This is a genomic window from Bradyrhizobium sp. AUGA SZCCT0105, assembly GCF_018129565.1.
Lineage (GTDB): Bacteria > Pseudomonadota > Alphaproteobacteria > Rhizobiales > Xanthobacteraceae > Bradyrhizobium.
The window spans coordinates 901,206-925,654 of record NZ_JAFCMK010000002.1 but is presented as its reverse complement, the minus strand read 5'-3'; the positions used below and the strand labels follow the sequence as shown (position 1 = coordinate 925,654).

Here is a 24,449-nt window from a genome sequence, read left to right as displayed (position 1 = left end):
CAACCGCATCACCGGAAGGGGATCAGATTGATGACGAATGCAACGCACGACCAGACCATGAACCTGCGAAAACCTGTCGCTGACAACATCATGGCGCGCTTTTCGCAGGCGCTGGTGGTGTTCGCCGAGCGCTGGTTTCCGGATGCGTATGTCTTCGTCCTGATCGCCGTGATCGCGGTTGCCGCAGGCGCGATCCTGCATGGCGGTTCGCCGCTCGCCGTCAGCCGTGCGTTCGGCGATGGGTTCTGGAATCTGATTCCGTTCACGATGCAGATGGCGCTGGTCGCGATCGGTGGCTACGTCGTGGCGATGTCGCCACCGGTCGCGGCCGTGCTGGCGCGGCTCGCGAACGTGCCGAAGACCGGACGCGGCGCGGTGGTTTTTGTCGGGATGCTCAGCATCTTCCTCTCGCTGCTGAACTGGGGCCTGAGCCTGATCTTTTCCGGTCTGCTGGTGCGGGAGATCGCGCGGCGCACGGATATCCGGCTCGATTATCGCGCAGCCGGTGCGGCCGGCTATCTCGGGCTCGGTTGCGGCTTCACCCTCGGCATCACGTCATCGGCCGCGCAGCTCCAGGCCAATGCCGGCAGCATTCCGGCATCGCTTCTGCCGATCACCGGCGTGATCGGTTTCTCGGAAACCATCCTGACCTGGCAGAACATGGTCACCGTCGCGATGGTGAGCGTCGTGTCGGCGGCGATCTGCTATTTCACGACGCCGGCGCCGGAGCAGGCCAAGACGGCGGAAGACCTCGGCGTCGCGCTCGGCGATGATCGCATCGAGGCCAGGAAGCCGGCCCGTCCGGGCGACTGGCTGGAGTTCAGTCCGTTGCTGACGATCCTGATCGCGCTGCTTGCCGCCGGCTGGCTGTGGCAGACGTTCCAGTCGGGCAATCCGCTGATCACGCTGTCGGGGCTCAACACTTATAATTTCGTCTTCCTCATTCTCGGCATTGTGCTGCACTGGCGGCCGCGCAGCCTGATCGAATCCTTTTCCAAGGCGATGCCGAGCGTCGCCGGCGTGCTGTTGCAGTTTCCGTTCTACGCCGGTATCGCGCAAATCCTGACCAAGGTGCCGAACAGCAGCGGCACCACGCTGTCGGACACGATCGCGCACTGGTTCGTCGGCGCCTCCAGCAATTCTACCGTGTTCTCATTCCTGGTCGGAATCTATTCAGCGCTGCTCGGCTTCTTCGTGCCGTCGGCCGGCGGAAAGTGGATCATCGAGGCGCCCTACATCATGAAGGCGGCCAACGACATCGGCGCGCATCTAGGCTGGACGGTGATGGTCTACAACATCGCCGAGACGCTGCCGAACTTCATCAACCCGTTCTGGATGCTGCCGCTGCTCGGCATCCTCGGCCTGAAGTCGAAGGATCTGATCGGCTACACGTCGGTGCAGTTCTTCATCCACTTCCCGATCGTGATGCTGCTGGCCGCGATCCTGATGGCGACCTTCACCTATCACCCGCCGATCCTGCCCTGAGCGAGCGCGGCCGGGCACCAGGACGCACGGTACCCGGCCAAGGTCGGCCAATTCGGCGGACCGCGACCGTCATCACCAAAACCATGCTGTTTTCCCGGTCGTCGCGAATGAGGCATCGCGCCGGGCCGTGATCTTTGGTCGGTCATTTCATTGACCGCGGTGCGATTCGGCCGGATATTGATCCGCGCTAACCCGCGTTGTTCAAGGTCACTGCCATGAGACATTACCACCGCAGCTTGATGTCCGACATGCGAAGCCGCATGCAGCATCGCTGCGTCTCGGCGGCGACCGGCGTCTGTTGTTGATCGCTTAAGAAAAATCCAAAGCACCCGACAATCAGACAGGAGCGCCGTCATCCGGCGATCGAGCACGCATGTCCCAAGCCCATATGTCCCAAGCTTACGTCATCGAAGTATCGGATCGAACCGCGGGTATTGTCGTCAGCGACGCCAGAGGCTTCTGCTTCTTCTCCTCGGATCGCGCCTTTGATGGCCTCGACGGAGGCTATTTCGGCTCCGCTCGCGCCGCGGAGCGTGCGGTGAGGGCGCTGTTGCAGCAGCGCCGCCCGGCGTCATAGATCATCCCCACGGCATCGGCGGTGGGCCAAGGTTGATGCGGCTGCCAGCAGGCAGCCGCGTGAGGTGCAATACCGTCGCGCGGAAAGTGCCGCCTGCGATCGCGGATCAGGCCGGGCAGACCATCGTCAGCAGCAGCAGCGTTGGCGGCTGATTGTCGCCGTTGGCGTGCTCCCAGGTCAGTAGAATGTCGTGTCGATCGGCGTTCGGCGCATTCTTGTCCTTCTCCTTCACATCGATCTTCATCGGGATCGGAGGTTGGGAGTTGAAGCACTTGCGGACGGCGGCATCCATCAGCGCGCATTTCGTCAGCGGTACGACGCCGGCCTCGTCCTTGGAGAGGGCTGCGGTGCTTGCTTGAGTGGCAAGGTCAAGGCGCGCCTTGCCCATCTCCTTCTGCCACAACTTGCCGCTTCCGCCCGGCCACTGGTGCCTGGGCGACAGGATCGGCTGGTATTGACCATATTCCAGCGTCTCGATGTCGATAAGATCCGACGCCTTAAGTATAGCGACGCTCTTGATCATGTTGTCCAAAGGATAGTAGTGCGCGTTGATATGATCTTTGAACTGCTGGTTATTGAATACTCTTCCGCTCATCGTATGTTTCTCCTGGGTATGACTTAGTTTGCCTTGTTAAGGTGACGCTTCTGCAAAGCTCGGCGGGGTAGAAAATTTGATCTCACGAGACCCGAAAAAGCAGGTCCGTTTTCGCGCGGATTCGCCCTACCACTAGAGCCTGTGGTTCGTCCAGAGAAACAACCTCCCGGAGAGGACGCGCCGGGGCCGACAGGCGGGCCCGATTGATAAGCCGCTCCGGATAGGTAAACATGCCCTTGGGGAGCGCTCGCGATGCTGAGCCGACTGGAAACGCTGGGGCATTGAGAACGAGGGGATGCATTGCTTCGCGTGCCAATCGACGATCGAAGAGGGCGATAGTTGGTGCTCCAAATGCGGAGCCGCGACGCAGCAGCGCCCCGATCCGGATAGCGAACGACGATTCGTAACAATTCTGCGCGCCGACGTGGTCGATTCCACCGGACTCGTTGCTGAGCTCGAGCCGGAAGAAGCGGTCTCCCGCCTGGAGCCGGCTTTGGTCGCGATGCGCGGCGCGGTGCGCCGGTTCGGTGGCATCATCAGCAAGGAGCTGGGGGACGGGATCGCCGCGGTATTCGGCGCCCCGATCGCGGACGACAACCACGCACCGCTTGCCTGCCACGCGGCGATCGAACTCGTGCGACGCGTCGCCAGTTTGGGCGATCCGGGGCTCCAGGTTCGGGTCGGGCTCCATTCGGGGCGTGTCGTGGCCTACATGGTCGCCAGCGAATATTCCAAGGTTTATGAAATCGGAGGCGCCGCACAACATCTGGCCGCGCGGCTCGAAGCGGCTGCTGAACCGAACCAGGTCTACGCATCCGAAGCCTGTCAGAAACTTGCCGAAGGCAATGTTCAGTTCGAGTTTCTCGGGCGCAGGCAGCTCAAGGGGTTTAGTGAGGCTTTGCCGATCTACCGCGTGACGGGTGCAACCGATGTATCCAGTTGGCGGGTACGCAGGGCACGAAGCGTTGCGCGGTTCGTCAACCGGTCGAAGGAGACGGCGCTGCTCAGGCAGTTGGCGCAGGACGCCGACCCGAACCGGAAAACGGCGCTCTTGATTGGCGATCCCGGTATCGGGAAGTCGCGGCTGGTGCATGAGTTCGTTGACGAGCTCACCCGAGAGGGCTGGCTTCCGTTCCACGCCGAGTGCAGCCCGAATCTTCAAGGCGCGCCGTTCAGCACGCTAAAGGCCCTGATGCTCTCGATCCTGGAGGGAGCCGCGGCGGATACGGACGGCGTGACGAGCTTGACAGGGATTCAGCGCTCGGCCATCGACGCGGTGCTGGATCGTCCGATATCGGATCCGGAATGGAGCGAGCTGGAGCCGCACGCGCGCGGCCGCGCGATCAGCGAAGCATGCTGCGCGATTCTCGAAGGCCTGGTTGTTCGCCGGCGCGCGGTGATCCTCATCGAGGATCTGCACTGGATCGATCGCGCCAGCGAGACCGTCACGGCTGCAATCGCTTCGCTGCACGCACCTGGGCTTCTGGTACTTCTGACCAGCAGGCCGAACGGAATTCCGGATTGGGTTGCGCGCAGCAACGCTGAAATCGCGGCGCTGCGTTCGCTCGACGAGGAGGCCGGACGGGAGATGCTGGACGATATCCTGGGCTCGTCCGCGAACATGACCGACCTGAAGAGCCGCGTCGTTCTTCATACGGCCAGCGTACCACTCTTCATTGAAGAGGTTTGTCGCAGCCTCAAGGACAGTGGAGTCCTCCGCGGGCATTGGGGCGATCTGGCGCTCGCGCGTCCGGTTGGCGATCTGGGAATTCCGAGCAGTATCCAGGGCGTTATCGCCACGCGTCTGGATCGCATATCGAAGGAGGAGCGTTCACTGTTGCAGATTGCGGCGGCGTTGGGGCCCCAGTCGACGGAATCCATGCTGCGTGAGGTGGCCCGCCTGCCGCAGGAGGTTTTTCAGCGCTGCCTGATGGCGCTCGATCACGCCGAGTTTCTTGTGAGGATCGATGTCGAACAGGATGGTCTGCTCGAATTCCCACACGAGATGGTTCGCCAGGTGACCTACGACTCCATGGTCGAGAAGGTGCGAGAAAGCGTCCATGCGCGTATTCTCGCGACACTTGAGAGCAGCGGCCGTTGGCTTGATGAACCCAACAGGCTTTGTGATCATGCAACGCGTGCCAAGGATTGGCCGAAGGCGTTTACCTACGGACGAGCCGCCGCAAGGAGAAGTCTGACACGGTCGGCGTTCGCCGGTGCAGCCAGCTACTTCGAGACCGCTATGACCGCGCTCGACAAGATACCGTTCTCGACGTTGCGAGAAACGGATGCTGTCGATCTGCGGATCGAGGCGCGGGTGGCGTTCATGTGGTCGGGGAAGGTCGCGGAATCATTTGATCTTGGCAGAGAGGCCGAGCGCCGTGCCGACGCGATCGGGGACATCGGACGCAAGGTCGCAGCCATGACCGTCAGGTCGGGCACGCAGAATTTCTACAGCACACCGGTCGAGGCGATCGCAACTGGCGAGGAAGTCGTACGTCTGGCAGGGCAGTGGGGTAATGCGGGCTGGCTCAACCTTGCCCAATACACCCTTGGCCAGGCCTACTTCATCGCCGGCCGGTTTCGCGAGGCCGAGCAGATGCTGGGACAGGCCTGCGTCCAGCTTTCCGGGCCGGATGCCAGCGCGCCGCCCGGCACGACCCCGAGAACGCTGCTGTTGCTGTGCTGCATGATGAAGAGCGTAACCCACACGACTCTGGGTGAGTTCGATACCAGCATTGAATTTCACCAGCGCGCGGCAGCGATCGCCGATGAGAGCAACCGACCGTTTGATCGCGTTGCCGCGGGATATAGCGGCGGCTTCCTGCTGCTCGGCCAGGGCAACGCCGAGGGGGCAGCGGCGATCCTGGAGGAGGCTTTCGCGGTCGCGCAGAAGTATGGAATTCGCCTCTTCCTGCCGGTCGTCGAGTGCCATCTGGGCATCGCCTATCTCGAGCAGGGACGCCTCGAAGAAGCCCGGATGACGCTCGCCGGGGCGCACGAGGAGGCCAAATCCGTCGGCTATACGTCGATCGTGCTGCGCACTTCAATCGCTCAGGCACTCGCTCTGAGCCGGCTCGGCGATGCGCCGGCCGCGCTGAACATGCTGCGAGAGGTGCGAAATACCGCGCGGCAGCAGGGCTTCTCCGGCCTGGAAGCCGAGGCGCTGTTCAGCGAGGCGACGATACTGCCTGCCACAAATGAGGACGAGACGAACTCGGTCCTCCGCCAGCTGCGCGCGGCGATCGCGATTGCATCGGACAGTGGCGCGAAGCCGCTGCTGCATCGGGCCGAAGCGCGTCTGAACGGAATGCTCGCCGATCCCCAGGGAAGTGTCTCTCGCCACTAGGACGCCGCTGCGAGCGGCGGCGAGACCACCTGCGGTGCCTCGTGGGTTTGCGTGGCGGTCGTCGCCAGCTGGAAGCGGATGCCGTGCACGGAGACGGTCAGCGGGATGGCGCGGAAGTCGTCGTGGAAGGCGCGGATCCGGCGGGCCAGCTCGCCGGCGCTGATGCCGGCCGGAAGCTCGCACATGTCGCGGTACATCTGCCGGGTGCTCTTGATACCGCACCAGGCGATTTCGAGTTCCTGCAGCGACGAGGGATCGCATGCGAGATCGCGCGACATCCGCCAGAACAGATGGGCAAGCCGCACATAGGCGATCTGCTCGAGCCCGCGCACGCTGATCTTGTCGGGAATGATGAAGGACTCCACCCCGACGATCGGACCGGAATCGACGCGCGCGGCCATCACATGGGCCGTCGCGCCGAACGTGCGTGCACTGTCATAGAGCGCGAAATGCGCCGGCGCCCAGCCGGGATATTGCGGCGGGCCGGGGTGGAAATTGTAGGCGCCATGGCCGAGCGCCGCCAGGATGGTTTCAGGCACGATGACGCTGGTGGTGAATGCCAGCAGCCGGGCCTCGCGCAGCACCTCGGGCTCGATCGCCGCGAGGTCCTCGGCCGTCACCGCGCAGCGGAACGACAGCGCCGGATTGTGCGCCTTCAGCAGCTCGGTGAGTGCGAATTGCTGGTCGGCGACGCCGGTGAGAAGGATGATGGTCTTCATGATGTCGATGTCCTTCTCTTGCCTGGTGGTTGTGCCGTTGATCAGCCGCGCTGCCCGGCCATGACGAGGACGCTGCCGGCATCGCGGGATTGACCCACGGTGCGGAACAGATCGGCCGGAAATGCTTGCCAGGGCGCAATCTCGATGATCCGGTTGTTCGCGCTGGCGGCGGCCGATTTCGCCGCGCGGATATCGTCCTGCCAGGGACAAAGCGCGAGTTCGAGCCGGCCGAACCCGCCGCAATCGGCGGCGAATGCGCCGGTGACGGCCTCGATGCTGGCCGCCATTTCGCGTGCGTCGCTGGTCGCGATATCGCGCATGATCACGGTGATCGCGTTGTTCGAGGAGGCCGGCGACTTGATCACGATCATGGCGTCGCGGCCGCCGCTGCGGCTGGCGCGCCGCGCGGCCCGCATCGTGACACCGAATTCGGCATCGGGCCCAAGGTCGCTGTTGTCGGTCGGCAGATTGTGGACGACCGCGGTGTGGCGGGGCGTGCCGGCATCTTCGGCGGGCGCATGGTACGAGCGCGGCAGCCAGGCGGTGTCGAGCGCCATCTGCGATGACGTCAGGCTCCAGGCCTGGTCGAGCAGGTAGCCCTCCCAGACCGCGGGATAGGCGGTCGCGATGTGATGCCAGTTGCGCAGTAGCGCTTCGGCGGCCGGGGTGCGGCCGAGATAGAGCGTGCGCGCCGACATCTCCCACCGGTTCCACTTGTGGAGCGCGATGTCGCAGTCGAGGGACGACGGCAGCAATGGCGGCTCGCTGAGCGTCGCATCGGCCTCGATGAACAGCAGCGGCTCGCGATGCTTCTGCCACATTCGCAGCAAGAAGGCGGATTTCTCGGAGGCGCACATGCGCTCGCCATCCGCCGTGTCGATCGGTACGATGTCGGAGGCGATCTCGAATTCGGCCAGCTTCTCTCGCAGCGTGCGGGCGTGCTCGTCGCCGCAGGCGCGGGGATAGCAGGAGACCACGCGCAGCGCTGCGTCGGATCGGGCGCCTTCTTCCGGAGCAATCGGGCGCCAGTTGAGGCCGGCCCACCACATCTCGTGCGGGCCGTCGAAGCTCGGCCCGATGGTTCCGAAGTCGGTCAGCTTGGACTTCAGGAAATCGAACGCGGGATTCTCGCCGAAGGGGATTACGACTGCACAATCGGCGCGAAGCGACCGGTAGAGTATTTCGGCGGCGGGGCCGCTCGGCGGCTCAACAAGGATGATGACGCCGTGGTCCCGCGCCGGCACCGTACCGGCCTGGTGGACGGTTGCGCGTCCAAGCCGTTCGCACAGCCATGCGAGCCGACGGCGCTGTGCAGCGCTCATCCGGATGCCGTTCGCCGCTAGTAATTCGTCGATATTCGTCTGCAAGCTGTCCGCTTGCACCGTGTCAGCCGAAATCATGCCCGCACTACCCCTCGTTAACCTTCTACGAGCGGGGCGGCCAGATCAGGCGGACAAATCAGCTGCCGTTGGCTGTCTGCGCACCGTTGGCGCTGCGCCAGGTCAGGGTGGCCGAGGGAGCCCGGTTACCGTCGCGGTCCTCGACCGCAAGGATGCGGTCATGGTCGAGGGCAGTCAGCGCGACGGTGTAGATGGCAACATCGTCCTCGAAGCTATCGACCGGGATCAACAGCATGCCGTCCTCGGTGGTGGCGCGGAACTGACGGCCGCTCCTCTCGAGGCCGGCATCGATCAGCCGTTCCTCGGCGATCGTCTTCACGTTCGCATTCTCTGCCGCCTTCGCGGCGCTCTCGCCGTACTGGACCGTTATGCCGTGGAGCATCCCGGCGCGGCTGAGCTTTGCCAGCGGCAGCGCGATGGTCGCAACCGCCATGCGGCGCGACAACGGAATCCGCAGGCGGAGGTCGCCGAGCCCGGTATGATAGACGCTGACGGCTTCCAGCGACGCCTGGCCGTCCGGCCCGAACAGGCCGACCTGCAGCGTCCCGCATTGCGCCTCGCCGAACACGTTCGCCGGCAGGCGATTGGCGCCGAACAATGTGTAGAGATAGGCGTGCGACGGCGACAACGCGGCAAAGCTGCCGGCCAACCACATCGGCGGCGCCGGGGCCGTGCAGGCGGCCGAGAAGCCGCGTGCGACGATGCAATCATTGATGAAGCCGGCGTCGAGCAGCGGCGCCAGCGCCTGGGTGCCGAGGTTGACGTCATGCTTGATGCCGCCGAGCAGCACGAGTTCATCATCGTCGGGCAGCAGCAGGAGGCGTCCGAGCACGGCGGCGGCCCAGCGTGCCGACACAACGGGATCCGCGTCGGGCCGCAGTGCATAGTGCGGTGCCAGCTCGCGGGCGCGCGATGCATAGGCCAGCGTCCCGGATTGCACCTCGTTCGCGAGCACGAGCTGAGCGGCCGGGCGCTGATCGCCCTCGCGCAACACCTCACCGCCGCGATAGTCGCGCGCCGATCCTTCATCGGAACAGCAAAGCTGCTCCAGCAATGCGACGTTGCGGATCAGCATGCGCTTGACATGCGGCGTGACGATGCGATCCGAGATCAGGCCCTCTGCGGTGTCGTTGTCGGCGATGTCGTCGAAGGCATCATCAAGCGTCAGCAGGTAGGCGCCATGCAGGCGAATGCGAATGCCCTCGCGATCGAAGATGCGCCGCAGCGACTTCTGTACGCTTGCGGAGTAGCCGAGGTCGACGAGGATCAGGTCGGTGCTGCCGTCGAAATCCGCGATCGTCGCCCGAAGATAAGCGAGCAGGCGCGCGCGCACGCCGGCCGCGATGTCGGTGATTTCGCGCGGATCCATCAGATCGGGCAGGGCGTCGGCGAGTTCACGGCCGCTCGCAATGCCGTCGGGATATTGCGCAAAGAACTTCATCACCGCCGGCGGCTGCACCTTGACGATATCGACAAAGGTGGCCGCGTCGATCTTGACGACCCGGCTCAACAACTCGCTGAGAGGTTCGAGCGTATCGGCGGATCCGACCAGGCTGACACGACGATTGATCTCGACATAGGCGCCGGTCTCGCCATGGCTTGCCTGCCAGACGCGATACGGCAGCAGACCGTCGCGGCCGAGGAATCCGATCGCAACGCGCGCGCCCTCGCGCGCCAGCGCAGCGCGCTGTGCTTCGATGAAGGCGTCGAACGTCGCCATCACCGGGCCGAGCACGGTCACGCCGAGGTTGAAGGCGGGAGAATGCTCCGCGCTGCGTGCGGTCACCGCGCGCCGCAGCGTGCGGGCGCCGCAATCGAGCCGCGACGGCTGATCGGGACACAGCAATTCGAAGATCGACGTTTCGCGCTGAAACTTCGATGCCAATGCCGCGCTGGCCTGCGGATAGTAGCGCGGGCGGATGCCGTGACGGCGGGCGCCCTTGATATCGGCGTTGTGATTGTCGCCGACATGGAACGAGCTTGCCGCATCGATGCCTTGCTCGGCGAGATAAGTCTCGAACAGCGCTTCGCTCTTGCCAGACCCGTGATCGCAGGATGCGTAGAGGAAATCCCAGCTCAGTCCCGGGCTGCAGGAGCGCAGCAATTGTGCGAGCTGGTCGGTGCTCCAATAGGTGTCGGAAATGAAGCCGACGCGAAAACCGCCGCACTTCATGTCCAGATATTGCTTGAGCATTTCCGGATTGGCGCGGCACAGCTCGAGCTCGGCGTCGAATTCGATCTGCGCGAGATCGTCCAACGCATCGCGGCTCAGGCCGAACAGCCTGAACGGAAAGTACTTATAGATGTCGGCGATGCGCACTTCAGTGGAGCCGCACCGCTCCAGCGCGAGCTTGCGCGCGCGCGCTTCAGCCTGGATTCGATGCTGAACGAAACTGACGGACATGTTCGGAAATTTTTCAGCAATGCGAGAAAGCTGAAAAACCCTTTCAAATATGCCATCTGGCGTCGTGCAGGCGCGCAGCAGAAATGTATCGAAAACATCGAATGAACATGCAGAAACATTCTGCGCTCGACGCGTTGCGTCGACCGTCATGATCGTCATGCGCAAAATTCCCGCCAGTCCTCATGCGTTGAACGCCTGCGTGAGACAAATCAGGCGCGATGATTCAAAAAAGTTGATGCGGGATTCGAAAACGCGCGCTTCGCGACTGACAGATTCAAAAAATCCGATAACGTCGAAATGGTGATTCGGAAAAAATTGCCTAGTCGCAACCGTCGAATGCAAGATGGCGACCAACGGTGATGGATCACTCGCATGCTCCGCGCATGCATGTGTTCGCGTGGCGTTAGTTGATGTGACAACAGCGTTTTCCGGCGCGACGAACTCTCCCGCGGGAATGCGAGGCGATGCTGAACGACTGCTCCAGACTCCGTCGAACTTTTCCCTGCGCCTCCGCGCAGCGGCAGCTTTTGCCGGGCGGTCGGCAAAACAATCCAGCTAAGCGTTTGAAAAATAACGAAAAAAGTTCGCCTGGTTTGTCTGGCCCCTCCGTTCAACGCTCAGAAGCCGCATGCGATGTGTGCTTGCGGCGTTGGTTGGAGAGCGGCGGATGAGTTACGCGCTTGATGTGATGGCAGCGGTCGAGGTGGAGGCCACGGCGGCCGCGGCTGCGCCGGTCGAAGCGGCTGCTCCCTGGAGCAACGTCCGTACCGTTGCCGATGCAGGCCCACTCGACACCGTCGAGATCCAGGACGAGGACAAGGAGCTGCTCGATCGCCTCGCCGCCGGCGACGAGGCGGCGTTTCGTGCTCTCGTCGAACGCCATGTCGATCGCGCCTACGCGATCGCTCTGCGCATCGTCGGCAACGCCGCAGATGCTGAAGACGTGGTGCAGGACACCATGCTGAAGGTCTGGACCCATCGCGGCCGCTGGCAGCATGGCCGCGCCAAGTTCTCGACCTGGCTCTATCGCGTCGTCAGCAACCGGTGCATCGATCTGCGCCGCAAGCCGCGCACCGAGAATGTCGATGTCGTGCCCGAGGTCGCCGACACCCAGCTCGACGCTTCTACCGTCATCGAGCGCAACGAGATCGGCAATCTTCTGGAGCTCGCGATGCAGCGGCTGCCCGAGCAGCAGCGCGTCGCGGTGATCCTTTCCTACCACGAGAACATGAGCAACGGCGAGATCGCCGAGGTAATGGATACGACCGTGGCCGCGGTCGAGTCGCTGCTGAAGCGCGGGCGGCAACAACTGCGCGAGCTGCTCAAGCGGCACGAGCGCGACCTGCGCGGCGCGTTTACCGACTGCTAACCATAAATTCCGGGTTCTGAAGATTTCGCGCCTGACCACCGGCGGCCGACCCGTTTGATCGGTCGGACGGGGGCTGGATCCGCGTCACCTCTCTTTTTCACGATGCGGCATGCCATGCCCCATCAGCACAGGAGCTACTCATGCCCGCAATTTCCACCAACACAGCTGCCAACTCCGCGGTCCGCTACCTCAACATCAACTCGCAGCAGGAAACCAGCGCGCTGTCGAAGCTGTCGAGCGGCTCGCGCATCACCTCCGCTTCCGACGACGCGGCTGGCCTCGCGATCTCGACCCGCATCTCCTCCGACATCACGACGCTGCAGCAGGCTGCCACCAACGCGGCGCAGGCGACCTCGATCCTGCAGACCGCCGACGGCGGCGCGTCCAACATCTCGGACATCCTGGCCCGCATGAAGTCGCTGGCCTCCGAGTCCGCCTCCGGCACCGTGGCCGACTCCAGCCGCGCCTACATCAACTCGGAATTCACGCAGCTCAAGGGCGAAATCGACTCCATCGCCTCCGGCACCCGCTACAGCAGCCAGAGCCTGCTCGATGGTTCGAGCGTGTTCTCCTCGGGCGTCTCGGTGCTGGTCGGTTCGACCTCGGCCGACACCATCACGATCACGCTGACCAGCCTGACGGCGTCCTCGCTCGGCGTGACCTCGCTCGACGTCTCCAGCCTGTCGAGCGCCACCAGCGCGATGTCGGCCCTCGACAGCGCGATCGACACCGTGTCGTCCGCCCGCGCCGAGATCGGCGCCCAGGAATCGCGCTTCAATTTCAGCGCCGACTCGATCTCGACCCAGACCCAGAACTTGCAGTCCGCGAATTCGGCGATCAAGGACGTCGATATCGCTTCCGAGCAGGCGACGCTGTCGTCGGCCGAAGTGAAGACCCAGGCCGCGGTGTCGGCGGAAACCGCTGCGAACCAGATGCCGCAGTATCTGCTGAAGCTGCTCGGCTAATTCGAACGATAGATCGGGCCGGCATCGTGCCGGCCCGATTCTCACGACGGCGGAGGTGTCGACATGACGGTTAGCAGCGCCACCTCGGGCACATCAGGCGCAACATCGTCGAGTTCCGCCAGCTCTGCCAGCACGGTGACCACGACCGGCACGACCAATTCGGCCAGTATCGACTGGACTGCCCTGATCGATGCCGAAGTCAACGCCAAGCTCACGGCGGCGACCACGATCACCACCAAGATTACCGCGAACCAGGCCAAGGTCACCGCCTACCAGTCGCTGCAGACCGAGCTGTCGACGCTGGCAACCGGGCTGTCGTCGCTCAGCTCGTCGATTATCAACTCGATCGCCACCAACGCGTTCGCCACACGTTCGGCGACGATTTCGTCCACCGGCGACGTCAGTGCCTCCTCGGCGCTGTCGATGAGCGTCAACAGCGGCTCGGCGACGGGCGATCACGCGCTACAGATCACGCAGCTCGCAACAGCGCAGAAGGTGATCGGCACTTCGCAGTCGAGCAGTTCGACCGCACTCGGCTATTCCGGGACGTTTTCGCTGGGCCTCGCCGGCGGCAGCAGCACGGCGATCTCGATCACCAGCGGCATGTCGATGCAGGATATCGTCGACACCATCAACGCCCAGACCTCGGCGACCAATGTCCAGGCCTCCATCGTCCAGGTGTCGGGCGGGTCCTATGAGATGGTGCTGACGGGGACCCAGGACGCCGCAAACATCACCTATTCATCGACATCCGGCGACGACATCCTGAATAAGCTCGGCGTCACCGACACTTCGGGGGCGTTCACCGACGTCTTGCAGAAGGCGCAATCCGCGGAATTCACCCTCGACGGCATCGCGCTCACCCGCAACACCAACGATATTTCAGACGTGCTCTCGGGCGTCACGTTCGATTTGCTGCAGCCGACGCCGAGCGGCACCAGCCTGAACATCAGCATCTCGACCGACACCAGCCAGATCACGTCAGCGCTGCAGACCTTCGTGACCAACTACAACGCGTTTCGCGACCAGGTGATCGCGCAGTCCGCGCAGAATTCCGACGGCACCGCCGCATCGAGCGCGGTGCTGTTCGGCGACAGCACGATGCGCGATATCATGACCCAGCTTCAGCAGGTGCTCAGCGGCTCCGTCGGCGGCATGACGATGGCCGACCTCGGCCTGTCGTTCAACCAGAACAATGAGCTGCAGCTCGATACCGGTACGCTGTCGACCGTGCTGACGCAAAACCTGGCCGGCGTCACCAAGCTGCTCTCCGCGCAGACGACGACCTCGTCCAGCCAGCTCAACGTCGTCAACACCGGCACGTCGCCGCAATCGTTCACGCTCGATGTGATGGTGGATTCGACCGGCACGCTGACTGGTGCCTCGGTCGGCGGCGACAGTTCCGGCTTCTCGGTGGTCGGCAACACCATCATCGGCAATTCGGGCACGATCTACGCCGGCATGGCATTCACCTACACCGGCTCGACCTCGCAATCAATCACCGTGACGTCATCGTCCGGGCTTGCGGCACAACTCTATCAGCTCGCGCAAACCAACTCCGGGACCAGCGGTCAGCTACAGACCATGATCACCAACCTGCAGTCGCGCGATACCGATCTGCAGTCCCAGGTCAGCGACATCCAGAGCAATGCGGCGACGTTCAAGGCGCAGCTGCAGCTTCAATACGCCAATTATCAGGCCGCCATCGAAAGCGCGAACAACACGCTGGGCTACCTGAGTGCCCTCCTGAACGCATCATCGAGTAAATAATGACACAGAATGCTACGGCCTACCTCGCCAACAACGCCTATCGTTCCGCCGCGGTGGCGGTCCCACCGCTGAAGGCGGTGGTGATGCTGTCCGACGGCGCCATCACGTTGCTGCAGAAGGCGCTGGATGCGCACGAGGCGAAGCGCTTCGAGGAAGGGCACACCTATCTGACGCGGGCGACCGCGATCCTGCGCGGATTGAGCCACCATCTCGACGTCACCCGCGGTGGCGCGATGGCCGATCGCCTGTTCCGGACCTACAACGCCCTGATCATGGCGTGCCTCCGCTCCTACGGTCGGCCGCACGCCAGGGAGAATTTCCGGCGCATCATTGCCAGCCTGACGGAACTCCGCGACGCTTGGAAGTTCGTCGAGGCGACCGCCGGCAAGGCCGCCAAGGCCAGGACGCTCGACAAGACGCTCGAATCAGCCGCCGGCCGCTGAGCGGGCGAATCGGCCGGCGAACTCCGTTTCGCCGGGAAGGGGCAAGGCGCTCGGGCGGGCGTCCTGTCGGGAAAAAGGCCGCTCGGTGAGCACCATGCTGGACCTGACGCTACGGCGGCGGAAATTGATTTCCGCCGTCCCGCGAATGCTTTATGACAGCCTTGGCGACGAGGCTGGATCTGCGCGCGGGATGGACGTTGCGACATTCGAAGACCTGATCGACCGGCTGGGGGAGGATCTGTCCCGCTGGCCCGATGATCAACGTCTTGCCGCCGTCCAGCTGCTCGCATCCTCGGTCGAGGCGCGGACGCTCTATGAGGAGGCGAGCGCGGTACGCCGGGCGCTCACGGCGCCGCCGGTCCGCGCACCCAAGGGCCTTCTCGACCGCATCGTGACCGCTGCGGCGAAACTGCCCCAGCAGGAACTGCCCCAAGAGCCGGCCTCGGAGCCGGCCGCACCCGAGGAGCAGCCGAACGATGCGCAGGCTCAAGGCGAGTCCGCACAGCAAGGCAAGGTGCTGCCTGCGCTGTTGCTGGCCCTCTGCCTGCTGCCCGCGCTGGCGCCGCCGGCATTGATGCTCGACGAGCCGGATCTGCCAATCAGCCTCTCGCTCTAAGCCCTCCGCATTCTTTTGCAACGCAACGCGCCCTTCCGCGGCGGGCGCGTTTGCGTGCTGCGGGGCCGCGGCCGATCGGCAAATTCTGCCGATTAATCAAGTGATTCCGGGCGGATGAATCCGCGCCTGAAATCGCCGCGTCATCCGTTCTATCTGCGAACGACTTCACGATCCCAATGTTTCACCGCGTTCCGTCGCCTAGCCCGCGACGAAGAGAGCCTTGTCATGACCGTTTCCTCGGCAACCTCTGCTGCAGCCTCCGCCGCCTCGAGCTCGTCGTCGAGTTCGTCAACCAGCGCGTCGATGGGGATGAGCTCGACCGATTTCCTCAACCTGCTCGTCAGCGAACTGCAAAACCAGGATCCGCTGAACGCCACCAGCACGACCGACTTCATCAATCAGCTCACCTCTTACGCGAACTTCACCGAGCAGCAGTCGACCAACGCCAGCATGACGTCGCTGGCGAGCTCGTTCTCGAGCCTCGTGACGCTCAACTCGGTCAACTATATCGGCCACACCGTCGAGGCGAAGACCAACACGGCGGAGCTGACCAGCGGCTCGGCGACCTTCGGCTACTCGCTCACTTCGGCCGCTTCCAACGTCGCGATCGCGATCCAGGATTCCTCGGGCAACACGGTGTGGAGCGGCAAGGGGACCGGAACCGCCGGCTCGAACACTTTCACCTGGAACGGCCAGACCACGAACGGCACCCAGCTCAGCAATGGCGGCCAGTACACCATCCAGGTGACCGCGACCGACTCCGCCGGAAACTCGCTGCTCAGCTACACCACGATGACTGGAACGGTGACCGGGATCGATGCGTCCGGCTCGACACCTTCGCTGCTCGTGAACGGTGTCCCCGTCAGCGCCGCCAACATCATCGGCGTCACGTCCTGATTGCTTCCGGAGGATTATCATGAGTCTTACTGGTGCACTTTCCTCGGCGATCTCGGCGCTCAATTCGCAGAGCCAGTCGCTGGCAATGATTTCCGACAACATCTCGAACGCCGATACCACGGGCTACAAGACCACGTCGGCGATGTTCGAAGATCTTGTGACGGCGTCGAACAGCGCCACCTCGTACACGTCCGGCGGCGTCAACGTGTCCGGCCGCGCCAACATCAGCCAGCAGGGATTGCTGGCCGCGACCACCAACGCCACCGACGTTGCGATCCAGGGCAGCGGCTTCTTCGTCACCACCAATGCGACGACCGGCGGCACCACCTCCTATACGCGCAACGGTGCGTTCACCACCGACAACTCGGGCTATCTCGTCAACAACGGCAACTACCTCGAGGGCTGGCGGACCGACGCGCAAGGCAACATCCTCGGCAATGCGTCGGCCGCGAGCCTTGGGCCGATCAACACGCAGGTGGCCTCGACCAGCGGCAGCGCCACCACCAAGTCCACCGTCGCGGCGAACCTGCCGGCCGATGCCGCGATCGGCGCGACGTTCAACAGCTCGATGACGGTCTACGACTCGCTTGGTACGGCGAGCACGATCCAGATCGATTGGAAAAAGACCGCCGACAATGCCTGGCAGGCCAGCTTCGAGCAGCCAAAGCTTGCGTCGAACTCCAGCACGGCCAGCGCCAACGCGATCACCGATACGGTGGCGATCACCTTCAATCCCGACGGTTCGCTTAACTCGACGGTGCCGAGTCCGCCGACCATCTCTATCACCGGCTGGAAGGACGGCGCGGCCGACAGCTCCACTGCCAATGGTACGGCGATCACGCTCAATCTCGGCACGGCCGGCAAGACCGACGGTCTCACGCAATATTCGTCGGGCCAGACCACGCCTTCCGTCGACCTCACCAGCATCACGTCGGACGGCCTGCCTTACGGCAAGCTGAGCACCATCACGATCGGTAAGGGCGGCGTGGTCGATGCGACCTACTCCAACGGGCAGACGATCGCGATCTACAAGATTGCGGTCGCGACCTTCAGCGACCCCAACGGATTGAGCGCGGCCAGCGACGGCCTGTACTCCGCGACGGCAGCCTCCGGCAACGCCACGCTTCAGACCTCGGGGGCCAATGGTGCCGGCACGATCTACGGCAGCGAGCTGGAATCGAGCACCACCGACACCAGCGGTCAGTTCTCCAACATGATCTCGGCGCAGCAGGCCTATTCGGCGGCGTCACAGGTGATCACTACCGTCAACAAGATGTTTGATACGCTGATTTCGGCGGTGTCGCGATGATGACGGAAAAGAAGAATGACCGCCTGCTGGTCAGGCTTCAGCGGCTGAAGGCGAGGGCTGCCTCGGTTCGGCCGGACGATCGGGCGCAGCTCACTGCGTTGCTCGACGACGTCGAAACGCTGCGGGACCTGCTGATGCGCGAATGCGCACGGCTCGACCAGGAACTCAACCGGGCCTCGGTCCGGGTAACGGCAATCACCGCGTATGGGCGCAGCGCACAGTCGGTTCGCGCCCTGCGTCGCGGACACTAGCTTGAACGGGAGCGATGACATGACACCGGAACGCAACATCAAGATCAATCCCGCGGGCAATGACGAGCGCGCCAGGTCGTTGATCGCACTGATCGACAATCTGATCGAGATCGTGAACGAGGAGAACGTCGAGCTCGCCAAGGGCCTGCCGGCCTCTCGGCTGAAGCAAGTCGACGAGAAGAACCGCCTCGCGACGCTGTTCGAGCAGTGTGTGGCGGAGGCCGTCGGCAAGGCCGCCAATCTCAACGTCCAGGATCGCGCACTGCGCGAGCAGCTGATGGACCGGATCCTGAAGCTTCGGGTCGCGATGGACGAGAACGTGATGCGGCTCCGCGCGGCGATCGATGCCAGCAACCGCAGGATCGAGGCGATCATGCAGGCGATCCGCGAGCAGATCGCCAATGTATCGCCTTATGGGGCCGGCGGCCGTCGCGTCACATCCGCGATGTCCTATGGCACCAACGTGCGGGCCTGATCGGACCGTCGCCGGAGGGAGTTGGCCGTGTCGTCGCTCGATATCGCACGAAGCATCGCATTCAGCGGGCTGTCAGCCACGCAGGTGCAGATCAGCGTCGCCTCGGCCAATATCTCTAATGCCGACACCAAGGGCTATACCGAGAAGACCGCCAACCAGAGCAGCAGCGTCACCAGCGGCGTCGGCACCGGCGTCACGATCTCGGGGATCACCAGCGCGGTCGACAAGCTGCTCCTGAAGTCGTTGGTCGGGGCCAATTCCGATCTCGGTGCCGCCGACACCAACAACAACTATCTGACCGAGCTCCAGCAGCTCTATGGCAGCACGTCGAGCAGCGGCAGTTCCACGACGGGTACCTCGCTGGCCAACATGATCGCGGCATTCGAATCGGCGCTGTCCTCGCTTGCCAGCACGCCGAGCAGCGCTTCGCTGCAATCGAACGCCGTCAGCGCGCTTGCTGCGGTCACCAATCAGCTGCAGCAGACCTCGAGCGGCATCCAGAAGCTGCGCTCCAACGCCGACCAGGACATCGCGTCGTCGGTCACCGACATCAATTCCGATCTGCAGCAGATCTCCGACCTCAACACGCAGATCAAGCAGGAAGCCGCCGCCGGCCAGTCGACCGCCGATCTCGAGGACCAGCGCAACAGCGCGCTGCAGGACCTCGCGTCGCAGATGAATGTGAGCTATTTCACCACGTCGAGCGGTGATCTGCAGGTCTATACTGGCTCGGGGCAGGCGCTGGTCGACAGCACGGCGCACCCGCTGAGCTACACGGCGGCGCCCAGTGTCACGGCGTCGACGACGTATACCGCGGGATCGGCGACGAGCGGCTTCAGCGGCATCACTGTAAACGGGGTCGACATCACCTCGCAGGTCTCCTCCGGCAAGGTGAGCGCCCTGATTACCCTGCGCGACCAGACCCTGCCGGCCGCGCAGTCGCAGCTCGATGAGCTTGCCCAGCAGCTGGCTTCGAGCGTGAATGCGGTATCGAACCAGGGCACATCGGTGCCGCCGCCGACGAGCCTGACCGGCACGGCGACTGTCAGCAACTCGACATCGTTCGCGGGCACCGGCACGGTGCGTATCGCAGTCGCCAACAAGAGCGGCAATCTCGTATCGTATCAGGATATCGATCTATCGGCGTATTCCACGGTGGGGGCTCTGGCCGCCAAGATCAACACCATCTCCGGCGTATCGGCATCGGTCGATGCCAACGGACATTTGTCGATCTCGGCGACCGGATCGGGCAATGGCATCGCCATCAACCAGATGACGAGTTCGGTCGGCGGTGAGGGATTTTCCCAGTATTTCGGGCTCAACGACCTGATCACGGGGACCAGCGCCTCCAACATCGCTGTGCGCAGCGACATCCTGAGTGGCACGGCGACACTGCCGACGGCGACGCTCGATGCGTCGTCCACCCTGACGGTCGGAAACTCGGTGCTGTCGTCGGGCTCGGCGACGGTGGTGAATGCGCTCTCGAGCGCGCTGACGGGGTCGACCAACTTCGCCATGGCGGGTGGGCTGGGCGCCACCACCGGCTCTTTCACCGATTATGCGGCAGCGATCGTTGCCAACGTCGCCGGCAAGGCGAGCCAGGCGTCGGCAACCTACACATCCAAGCAAGCCGCGCAGTCGACGTATGCGAGCTCGCTGTCGTCGCAGTCCGGTGTCAACATTGACCAAGAGAGCGCGAATCTGAGTGCGTTGCAGAACAAATACGCTGCCGCATCCCAGATCATTACGGCCATTAATTCCATGTTCTCGGCGCTGATGACCGCAATGAGCGCAGCCTGAGTGTGAGGGCCTCGTCATGATGATGCGTGTTGCGACCTTCGCGCAATCGGAGCAGATGATATCAAGCGCGCTGCGCGTGCAGTCGGTGATGGCCAATGAGCAGGTGCAGGAGTCCTCCGGGCTGCAATCCGAGGATTTCGGCGGCTACGGCTCAGGCGCCGGGCGCGTGATCAATTTGCAGGTCTCGGTGACGCGCGCCCAGTCCTATATCGACGCCAGCAATCTCGCCGACAACAAGGTGCAGGCGATGTATTCGGCGGTCGGCTCGGTGACCGATATCATCACGCAGCTTCGGACCCAGCTCAGCGCCGCCACGACCGGCAGCAGCGCGGCGACGGCATCGGTGATCAACTATGCGCAGCAGGCGATCTCGCAGATGCAGGGGCTGCTCAACACCCAGTATGACGGCGAATACGTATTCAGCGGCGCCCGCACCGACGCTGCGCCTGTGGATATGTCGAGCTATGACACCGGCACGGGCTCGCTGACGACATCAGACACCGGCTACTACAAGGGTGACAGCGAGATCGCGTCGGTGCGCGTTTCGGACAGCCAGTCGGTTTCCTATGGCGTCACCGCCGATAATCCTGCCTTCGAGCAGGTCATGCGGCTGTTGAAATACGTCGGCAACAGCACGAATTTGTCGTCGAGCGATATCTCGCAGGCGCTCGATCTCGCCAGCAATGCATTGGACGCAACGTCAACGGTGCAGGCAAAGCTTTCGACCTCTGCGTCGCAGATCGAGACCGCCAGCACGAACCAGAGCGACTACCAGAATTTCGCCAAGACCCTGTCGACCAACCTCACCAGCATCGACGTCGCGGCGGTGACGGCGCAGCTTTCGACCTATCAGGCGCAGCTGACGGCGTCCTATTCGGCGATCGCCAAGATCCAGAGCATGAATCTGGCCAATTATCTGAAATAGCGGGGCCGCGGCGAGCGGCTCAGCGGTTCAGGATCTTCAGCCACACGTCGCCGAGAATGATCGGCTCGCGCGGCGGAAGCCAGGTGAGGCCCGCTGCCTTGCCAAGCTCGGCGATGGTGCCTTTGGCTTGCAGGTCGGACAGCACCTTGTTGACGGCCTCCAGCAGCGCCTTGTCGGTCTCGAGAGCGACGTAACCGCGGTTGGCGCCGATCGGATAGTAATAGCCGGAGGCCGTGATCTTGGTGTCCGGATGGCTCGCACGGTAGGCGTCGAACCGGCGCAGGTCGAGCAGCGTCGCGTCGAATTCACCGCGTTCGAGCTCTCCCAGGAGGTCGCTGCGCCCGGGAACGAGGTGGGTGATGTCTTCGATCAGCTTTCCCTTGTCGAAGGTCATCAGAATGGCATCGCCCAGCGTCCCGCTTTCGATCGTCAGGCGAAGGCCGGCGAGATCGCCGATATCGGCAATCTTGCGGTCCTTGACCCTGTCCTTGGCCTTGGGGCCGAGCACCACGGTCATCGGCGAATAGATGTAAGGCTGGCTTGGTGCCAGCACCCCGATCGGAATCCGCCGCCGGCGATCGTCGCGCGTGGCGCCATCGAAGTCCGGCAGCTTGGCCGTCGCGACACCCGGCGCCTTCAGCGAGTCCGTGGTGAGGGCGTAGCCGCCGACCAGCGAGCATCGCCCGTCCGACAGCAACGCATTGGCCTCCAGCGCCGGGCTCGAATCCTCGTCGAGCTTGCTCTCGAACCACTGGATCTTGAGCGGCCGTCCGAGCCGCTCGGCGATCACTTGCGCGAGTGCGACATCGAAGCCGGCATCCGGCTTGCCGCGATGATGCGCCGACAACGGTGGGAGATCCTCGTCGAGGCATACTTTGAGCGGCTCCCCGGCGGGATGCGCTGCCGCCGTCATGGCGAGCAGCAAAGCGGTCGCGGCGCCCGCCAGGAGCGCTCTCATGGGCGCTCTCATGGGGTCCTCCGGCTCGACAGGAACGCCCAGACGTCGGCGATCTCCTGCTCGCTCAGGATATCAGCCCAGGGCGGCATCTTGCCGTTCTTGCCTTGCTTCACGGTGGTCACAAAGCGCGTCTTGTCGTCGGGAAACGCGCGCAGGTCCGGCGTGATGGTGCCGGAGTTGACCATGTTGGGCCCATGGCAATGCGAGCAGTTCTTGGCGTAGGTGATCTTGCCCTGGTCGGCCTGACCCTGAAGGTCGATTGCACCGGTTTGCTGTGCGGCTGCCGGGATCAACGTGATCAAGGCCGCCGCGACGGCGGCGAAGATCGCCGCCGTCAACAGGGTTACTCTTCCAGTCACGTGTACTCCGCGCTCAGTTCTTGACCGCGAAAACCCACAGCGAGCCGCCGGGTGGAACCTTGGCAAGCCGCTCGTCGCCCGAGAACAGCGAATAGACGCCGCCATAGCCCGAGGTGACGGCGACATACTGCACGCCGTCCTGCTGCCAGGTGACGGGTTGTCCTTCGATGCCCGAGCCGGTCTGGAACTGCCAGAGCTTCTTGCCGGTGTCGGCGTCGAACGCCTCGAATTCGCCGGTCAGCTGACCGGAGAACACCACGCCGCCCGCCGTGGAGAGCACGCCGGAGAAGCGCGGAATATCGCTCGGCGCTTCCCACTTCGCCTTGCCGGTCATCGGATCAATCGCCTTGAGATGGCCGCGCGGTCCGGTGCCCCATTCCCAGGGATCGGTGAGGTCCATGCCGAGATACCATTCGCCCTGCTTGAACGTCACCGGCTCGGACTTGTAGCGACCGCCGAAGGCAAGCGTGTTGGCGTAGGCGAGGCCGGTCTGCGGATTGAACGACATCGGCTCCCAGTTCTTGCCGCCGAGGATCGACGGGTAGACCGTGACCTTCTTGCCGTCACGCGCATCCTTGGCGACGTCGGTCTCGATCGGCCGTCCGGTCTTCAGGTCGACTCCGGTGGCCCAGTTGACGTTCACATAAGGATTGGCCGCGAGCAGCTTCCCGTTGGTGCGGTCGAGCACGTAGAAGAAGCCGTTGCGGTTGGCATCCATCAGCACCTTGGTCGGCTTGCCCTCGACATTCATGTCGGCAAGGACCATTTCGGCCACTGAGTCATAGTCGAATGGATTGTTCGGCGAGAACTGGTAGTGCCACTTGATCTTGCCGGTCTTCGGATCGAGCGCGAGCACCGAGCAGGTGTAGAGGTTGTCGCCGGGACGCACCGCCGAGTTGAACGGTCCGGGATTGCCGATGCCCCAATACACGGTGTTCAGTTCGGCATCATAGGAGCCGGTGATCCAGGTCGATCCGCCGCCCAGCTTCCAGGTGTCGCCCTTCCAGGTATCGCCACCGGGCTCGTCCGGAGTCGGAATCGAGTAGGTACGCCAGAGGCGCTTGCCGGTCGCCGGATCCCAGCCGTCGATGAAGCCGCGGGTGCCGAATTCGGCGCCGGAGATGCCGGTGATCACGACGCCGTCGGCGACCAGTGGCGCCACCGTCATCGAGTAGCCTTCCTTGATGTCCGCAGCCTTTTCGCGCCACAGCTCCTTGCCGGTCTTGGCATCGAGCGCGATCACATTGGCGTCGAGGGTGGTGCGGAACAGCTTGCCGTCATACAGAGCCGCGCCGCGATTGATGATGCCGCAGCAGACGATGCGCGGCGTCTCGGCGGGGTACTCGACCTTGGTCTTCCAGATCTGCTTGCCGGTCTTGGCATCGATCGCCATCGTGGCATTGTGCGTGGTGACGTAAAGGACGCCCTGGTAGACGAGCGGCTGCGATTCCTCGCTGCGGTCGTCGTTCAAGCTGTAATTCCAGACCGGGACCAGATTCTTGACAGTGTCCTTGTTGATCTGGTTCAGCGTCGAGAAGCGCTGAAGATTGTAGCCCATTCCGTAATTGAGAACGTTCGATGTATCAGTCGCACCCTTGACCAACTGCTCGTTGGTCTGAGCGCTTGCACCATAAGATGCAAGAATCACGAGGCTTGCGGCCAGCGCAATGCGTCTCATCATATCCTCCCAATGAACCTTTTCCCGCACGCCTATTCCTGACGTTGCGCACGGAACCATCCCCCCGAAACCAAAACGGGTCAATACGAAAACGTGAACGAACCC

General features: G+C 63.4%; 20 protein-coding genes. 13 read left to right on the top strand and 7 right to left on the bottom strand.

The genetic code is table 11. The features are described from left to right. The first annotated feature begins 30 nt into the window (after nt 1-30). Complete coding sequence (locus tag JQ573_RS13475) at nt 31-1,485, top strand: short-chain fatty acid transporter (protein ID WP_212310329.1); 1,455 nt, start codon at nt 31-33, stop codon at nt 1,483-1,485. 683 nt (nt 1,486-2,168) lie between these two features. Here JQ573_RS13475 and JQ573_RS13470 read toward each other — a convergent pair. Further along, nucleotides 2,169-2,657 (bottom strand): hypothetical protein, encoded by a 489-nt coding sequence (locus JQ573_RS13470; RefSeq protein WP_212310328.1) that lies wholly within the window; start codon nt 2,655-2,657, stop codon nt 2,169-2,171. 295 nt (nt 2,658-2,952) lie between these two features. Between JQ573_RS13470 and JQ573_RS13465 the strand changes: the two genes are divergently transcribed. Next, nucleotides 2,953-6,006 carry an AAA family ATPase gene (locus JQ573_RS13465; protein WP_212310327.1) on the top strand — a complete coding sequence of 1,018 codons (3,054 nt, stop codon included), beginning with the start codon at nt 2,953-2,955 and terminating at the stop codon, nt 6,004-6,006. Here JQ573_RS13465 and JQ573_RS13460 read toward each other — a convergent pair. Genes JQ573_RS13460 through JQ573_RS13450 form a run of 3 tightly spaced genes read right to left on the bottom strand, consistent with a single transcriptional unit; the run spans nt 6,003 to nt 10,529 of the window. Continuing rightward, on the bottom strand, nt 6,003-6,728 hold the full coding sequence (locus JQ573_RS13460; protein WP_212310776.1) for a formyltransferase family protein: 726 nt from the start codon (nt 6,726-6,728) through the stop codon (nt 6,003-6,005). The genes JQ573_RS13465 and JQ573_RS13460 overlap by 4 nt on opposite strands. A 38-nt stretch (nt 6,729-6,766) precedes the next feature. After that, complete coding sequence (locus JQ573_RS13455; protein ID WP_212310326.1) at nt 6,767-8,125, bottom strand: hypothetical protein; 1,359 nt, start codon at nt 8,123-8,125, stop codon at nt 6,767-6,769. A gap of 58 nt (nt 8,126-8,183) precedes the next feature. Then, nucleotides 8,184-10,529 carry a hypothetical protein gene (locus JQ573_RS13450; RefSeq protein WP_312011466.1) on the bottom strand — a complete coding sequence of 782 codons (2,346 nt, stop codon included), beginning with the start codon at nt 10,527-10,529 and terminating at the stop codon, nt 8,184-8,186. A gap of 667 nt (nt 10,530-11,196) precedes the next feature. Here JQ573_RS13450 and JQ573_RS13445 point away from each other — a divergent pair. The 11 genes from JQ573_RS13445 (at nt 11,197) to JQ573_RS13395 (ending at nt 21,349) form a co-directional block, all read left to right on the top strand. After that, complete coding sequence (locus tag JQ573_RS13445; protein ID WP_212310324.1) at nt 11,197-11,898, top strand: RNA polymerase sigma factor; 702 nt, start codon at nt 11,197-11,199, stop codon at nt 11,896-11,898. 140 nt (nt 11,899-12,038) lie between these two features. Further along, entirely contained in the window at nt 12,039-12,863 is an 825-nt protein-coding gene (locus JQ573_RS13440; RefSeq protein WP_029080085.1) for a flagellin, read from the top strand. A 63-nt stretch (nt 12,864-12,926) separates the two neighbouring features. Further along, nucleotides 12,927-14,633 carry a flagellar filament capping protein FliD gene (fliD, locus tag JQ573_RS13435; RefSeq protein WP_212310323.1) on the top strand — a complete coding sequence of 569 codons (1,707 nt, stop codon included), beginning with the start codon at nt 12,927-12,929 and terminating at the stop codon, nt 14,631-14,633. Next, nucleotides 14,633-15,076, top strand: a complete 444-nt coding sequence (gene fliS, locus JQ573_RS13430) for a flagellar export chaperone FliS (protein ID WP_212310322.1) — start codon at nt 14,633-14,635, stop codon at nt 15,074-15,076. Before fliD ends, fliS begins: the two co-directional genes overlap by 1 nt. Nucleotides 15,077-15,170: 94 nt before the next feature. Then, nucleotides 15,171-15,692, top strand: a complete 522-nt coding sequence (locus JQ573_RS40775) for a hypothetical protein (RefSeq protein ID WP_312011465.1) — start codon at nt 15,171-15,173, stop codon at nt 15,690-15,692. A gap of 225 nt (nt 15,693-15,917) precedes the next feature. Then, nucleotides 15,918-16,589 (top strand): flagellar hook assembly protein FlgD, encoded by a 672-nt coding sequence (locus JQ573_RS13420; protein WP_212310321.1) that lies wholly within the window; start codon nt 15,918-15,920, stop codon nt 16,587-16,589. Nucleotides 16,590-16,608: 19 nt separating this feature from the next. Further along, entirely contained in the window at nt 16,609-17,898 is a 1,290-nt protein-coding gene (flgE, locus tag JQ573_RS13415) for a flagellar hook protein FlgE (protein ID WP_212310320.1), read from the top strand. Beyond that, complete coding sequence (locus JQ573_RS13410; RefSeq protein ID WP_212310319.1) at nt 17,895-18,149, top strand: hypothetical protein; 255 nt, start codon at nt 17,895-17,897, stop codon at nt 18,147-18,149. The genes flgE and JQ573_RS13410 overlap by 4 nt, the downstream gene beginning before the upstream one ends. A gap of 19 nt (nt 18,150-18,168) precedes the next feature. Further along, nucleotides 18,169-18,624 carry a flagellar protein FlgN gene (locus tag JQ573_RS13405; RefSeq protein ID WP_212310318.1) on the top strand — a complete coding sequence of 152 codons (456 nt, stop codon included), beginning with the start codon at nt 18,169-18,171 and terminating at the stop codon, nt 18,622-18,624. 27 nt (nt 18,625-18,651) lie between these two features. After that, the gene (gene flgK, locus JQ573_RS13400; protein WP_212310317.1) at nt 18,652-20,424 is read left to right on the top strand and encodes a flagellar hook-associated protein FlgK; all 1,773 of its coding nucleotides are present in this window, start codon (nt 18,652-18,654) and stop codon (nt 20,422-20,424) included. A gap of 16 nt (nt 20,425-20,440) precedes the next feature. Beyond that, entirely contained in the window at nt 20,441-21,349 is a 909-nt protein-coding gene (locus JQ573_RS13395) for a flagellin (RefSeq protein WP_212310316.1), read from the top strand. A 19-nt stretch (nt 21,350-21,368) separates the two neighbouring features. Here the strand turns inward: JQ573_RS13395 and JQ573_RS13390 are convergent, their stop codons facing one another. From JQ573_RS13390 to JQ573_RS13380, 3 genes are read right to left on the bottom strand one after another with little or no spacing between them, the layout of a single operon-like run. Then, nucleotides 21,369-22,307, bottom strand: a complete 939-nt coding sequence (locus tag JQ573_RS13390; protein ID WP_212310315.1) for an ABC transporter substrate-binding protein — start codon at nt 22,305-22,307, stop codon at nt 21,369-21,371. 8 nt (nt 22,308-22,315) lie between these two features. Then, nucleotides 22,316-22,666 (bottom strand): c-type cytochrome, encoded by a 351-nt coding sequence (locus tag JQ573_RS13385; RefSeq protein ID WP_409334658.1) that lies wholly within the window; start codon nt 22,664-22,666, stop codon nt 22,316-22,318. 13 nt (nt 22,667-22,679) lie between these two features. Beyond that, on the bottom strand, nt 22,680-24,344 hold the full coding sequence (locus tag JQ573_RS13380; RefSeq protein ID WP_212310314.1) for a methanol/ethanol family PQQ-dependent dehydrogenase: 1,665 nt from the start codon (nt 24,342-24,344) through the stop codon (nt 22,680-22,682). Nucleotides 24,345-24,449 lie beyond the last annotated feature (105 nt).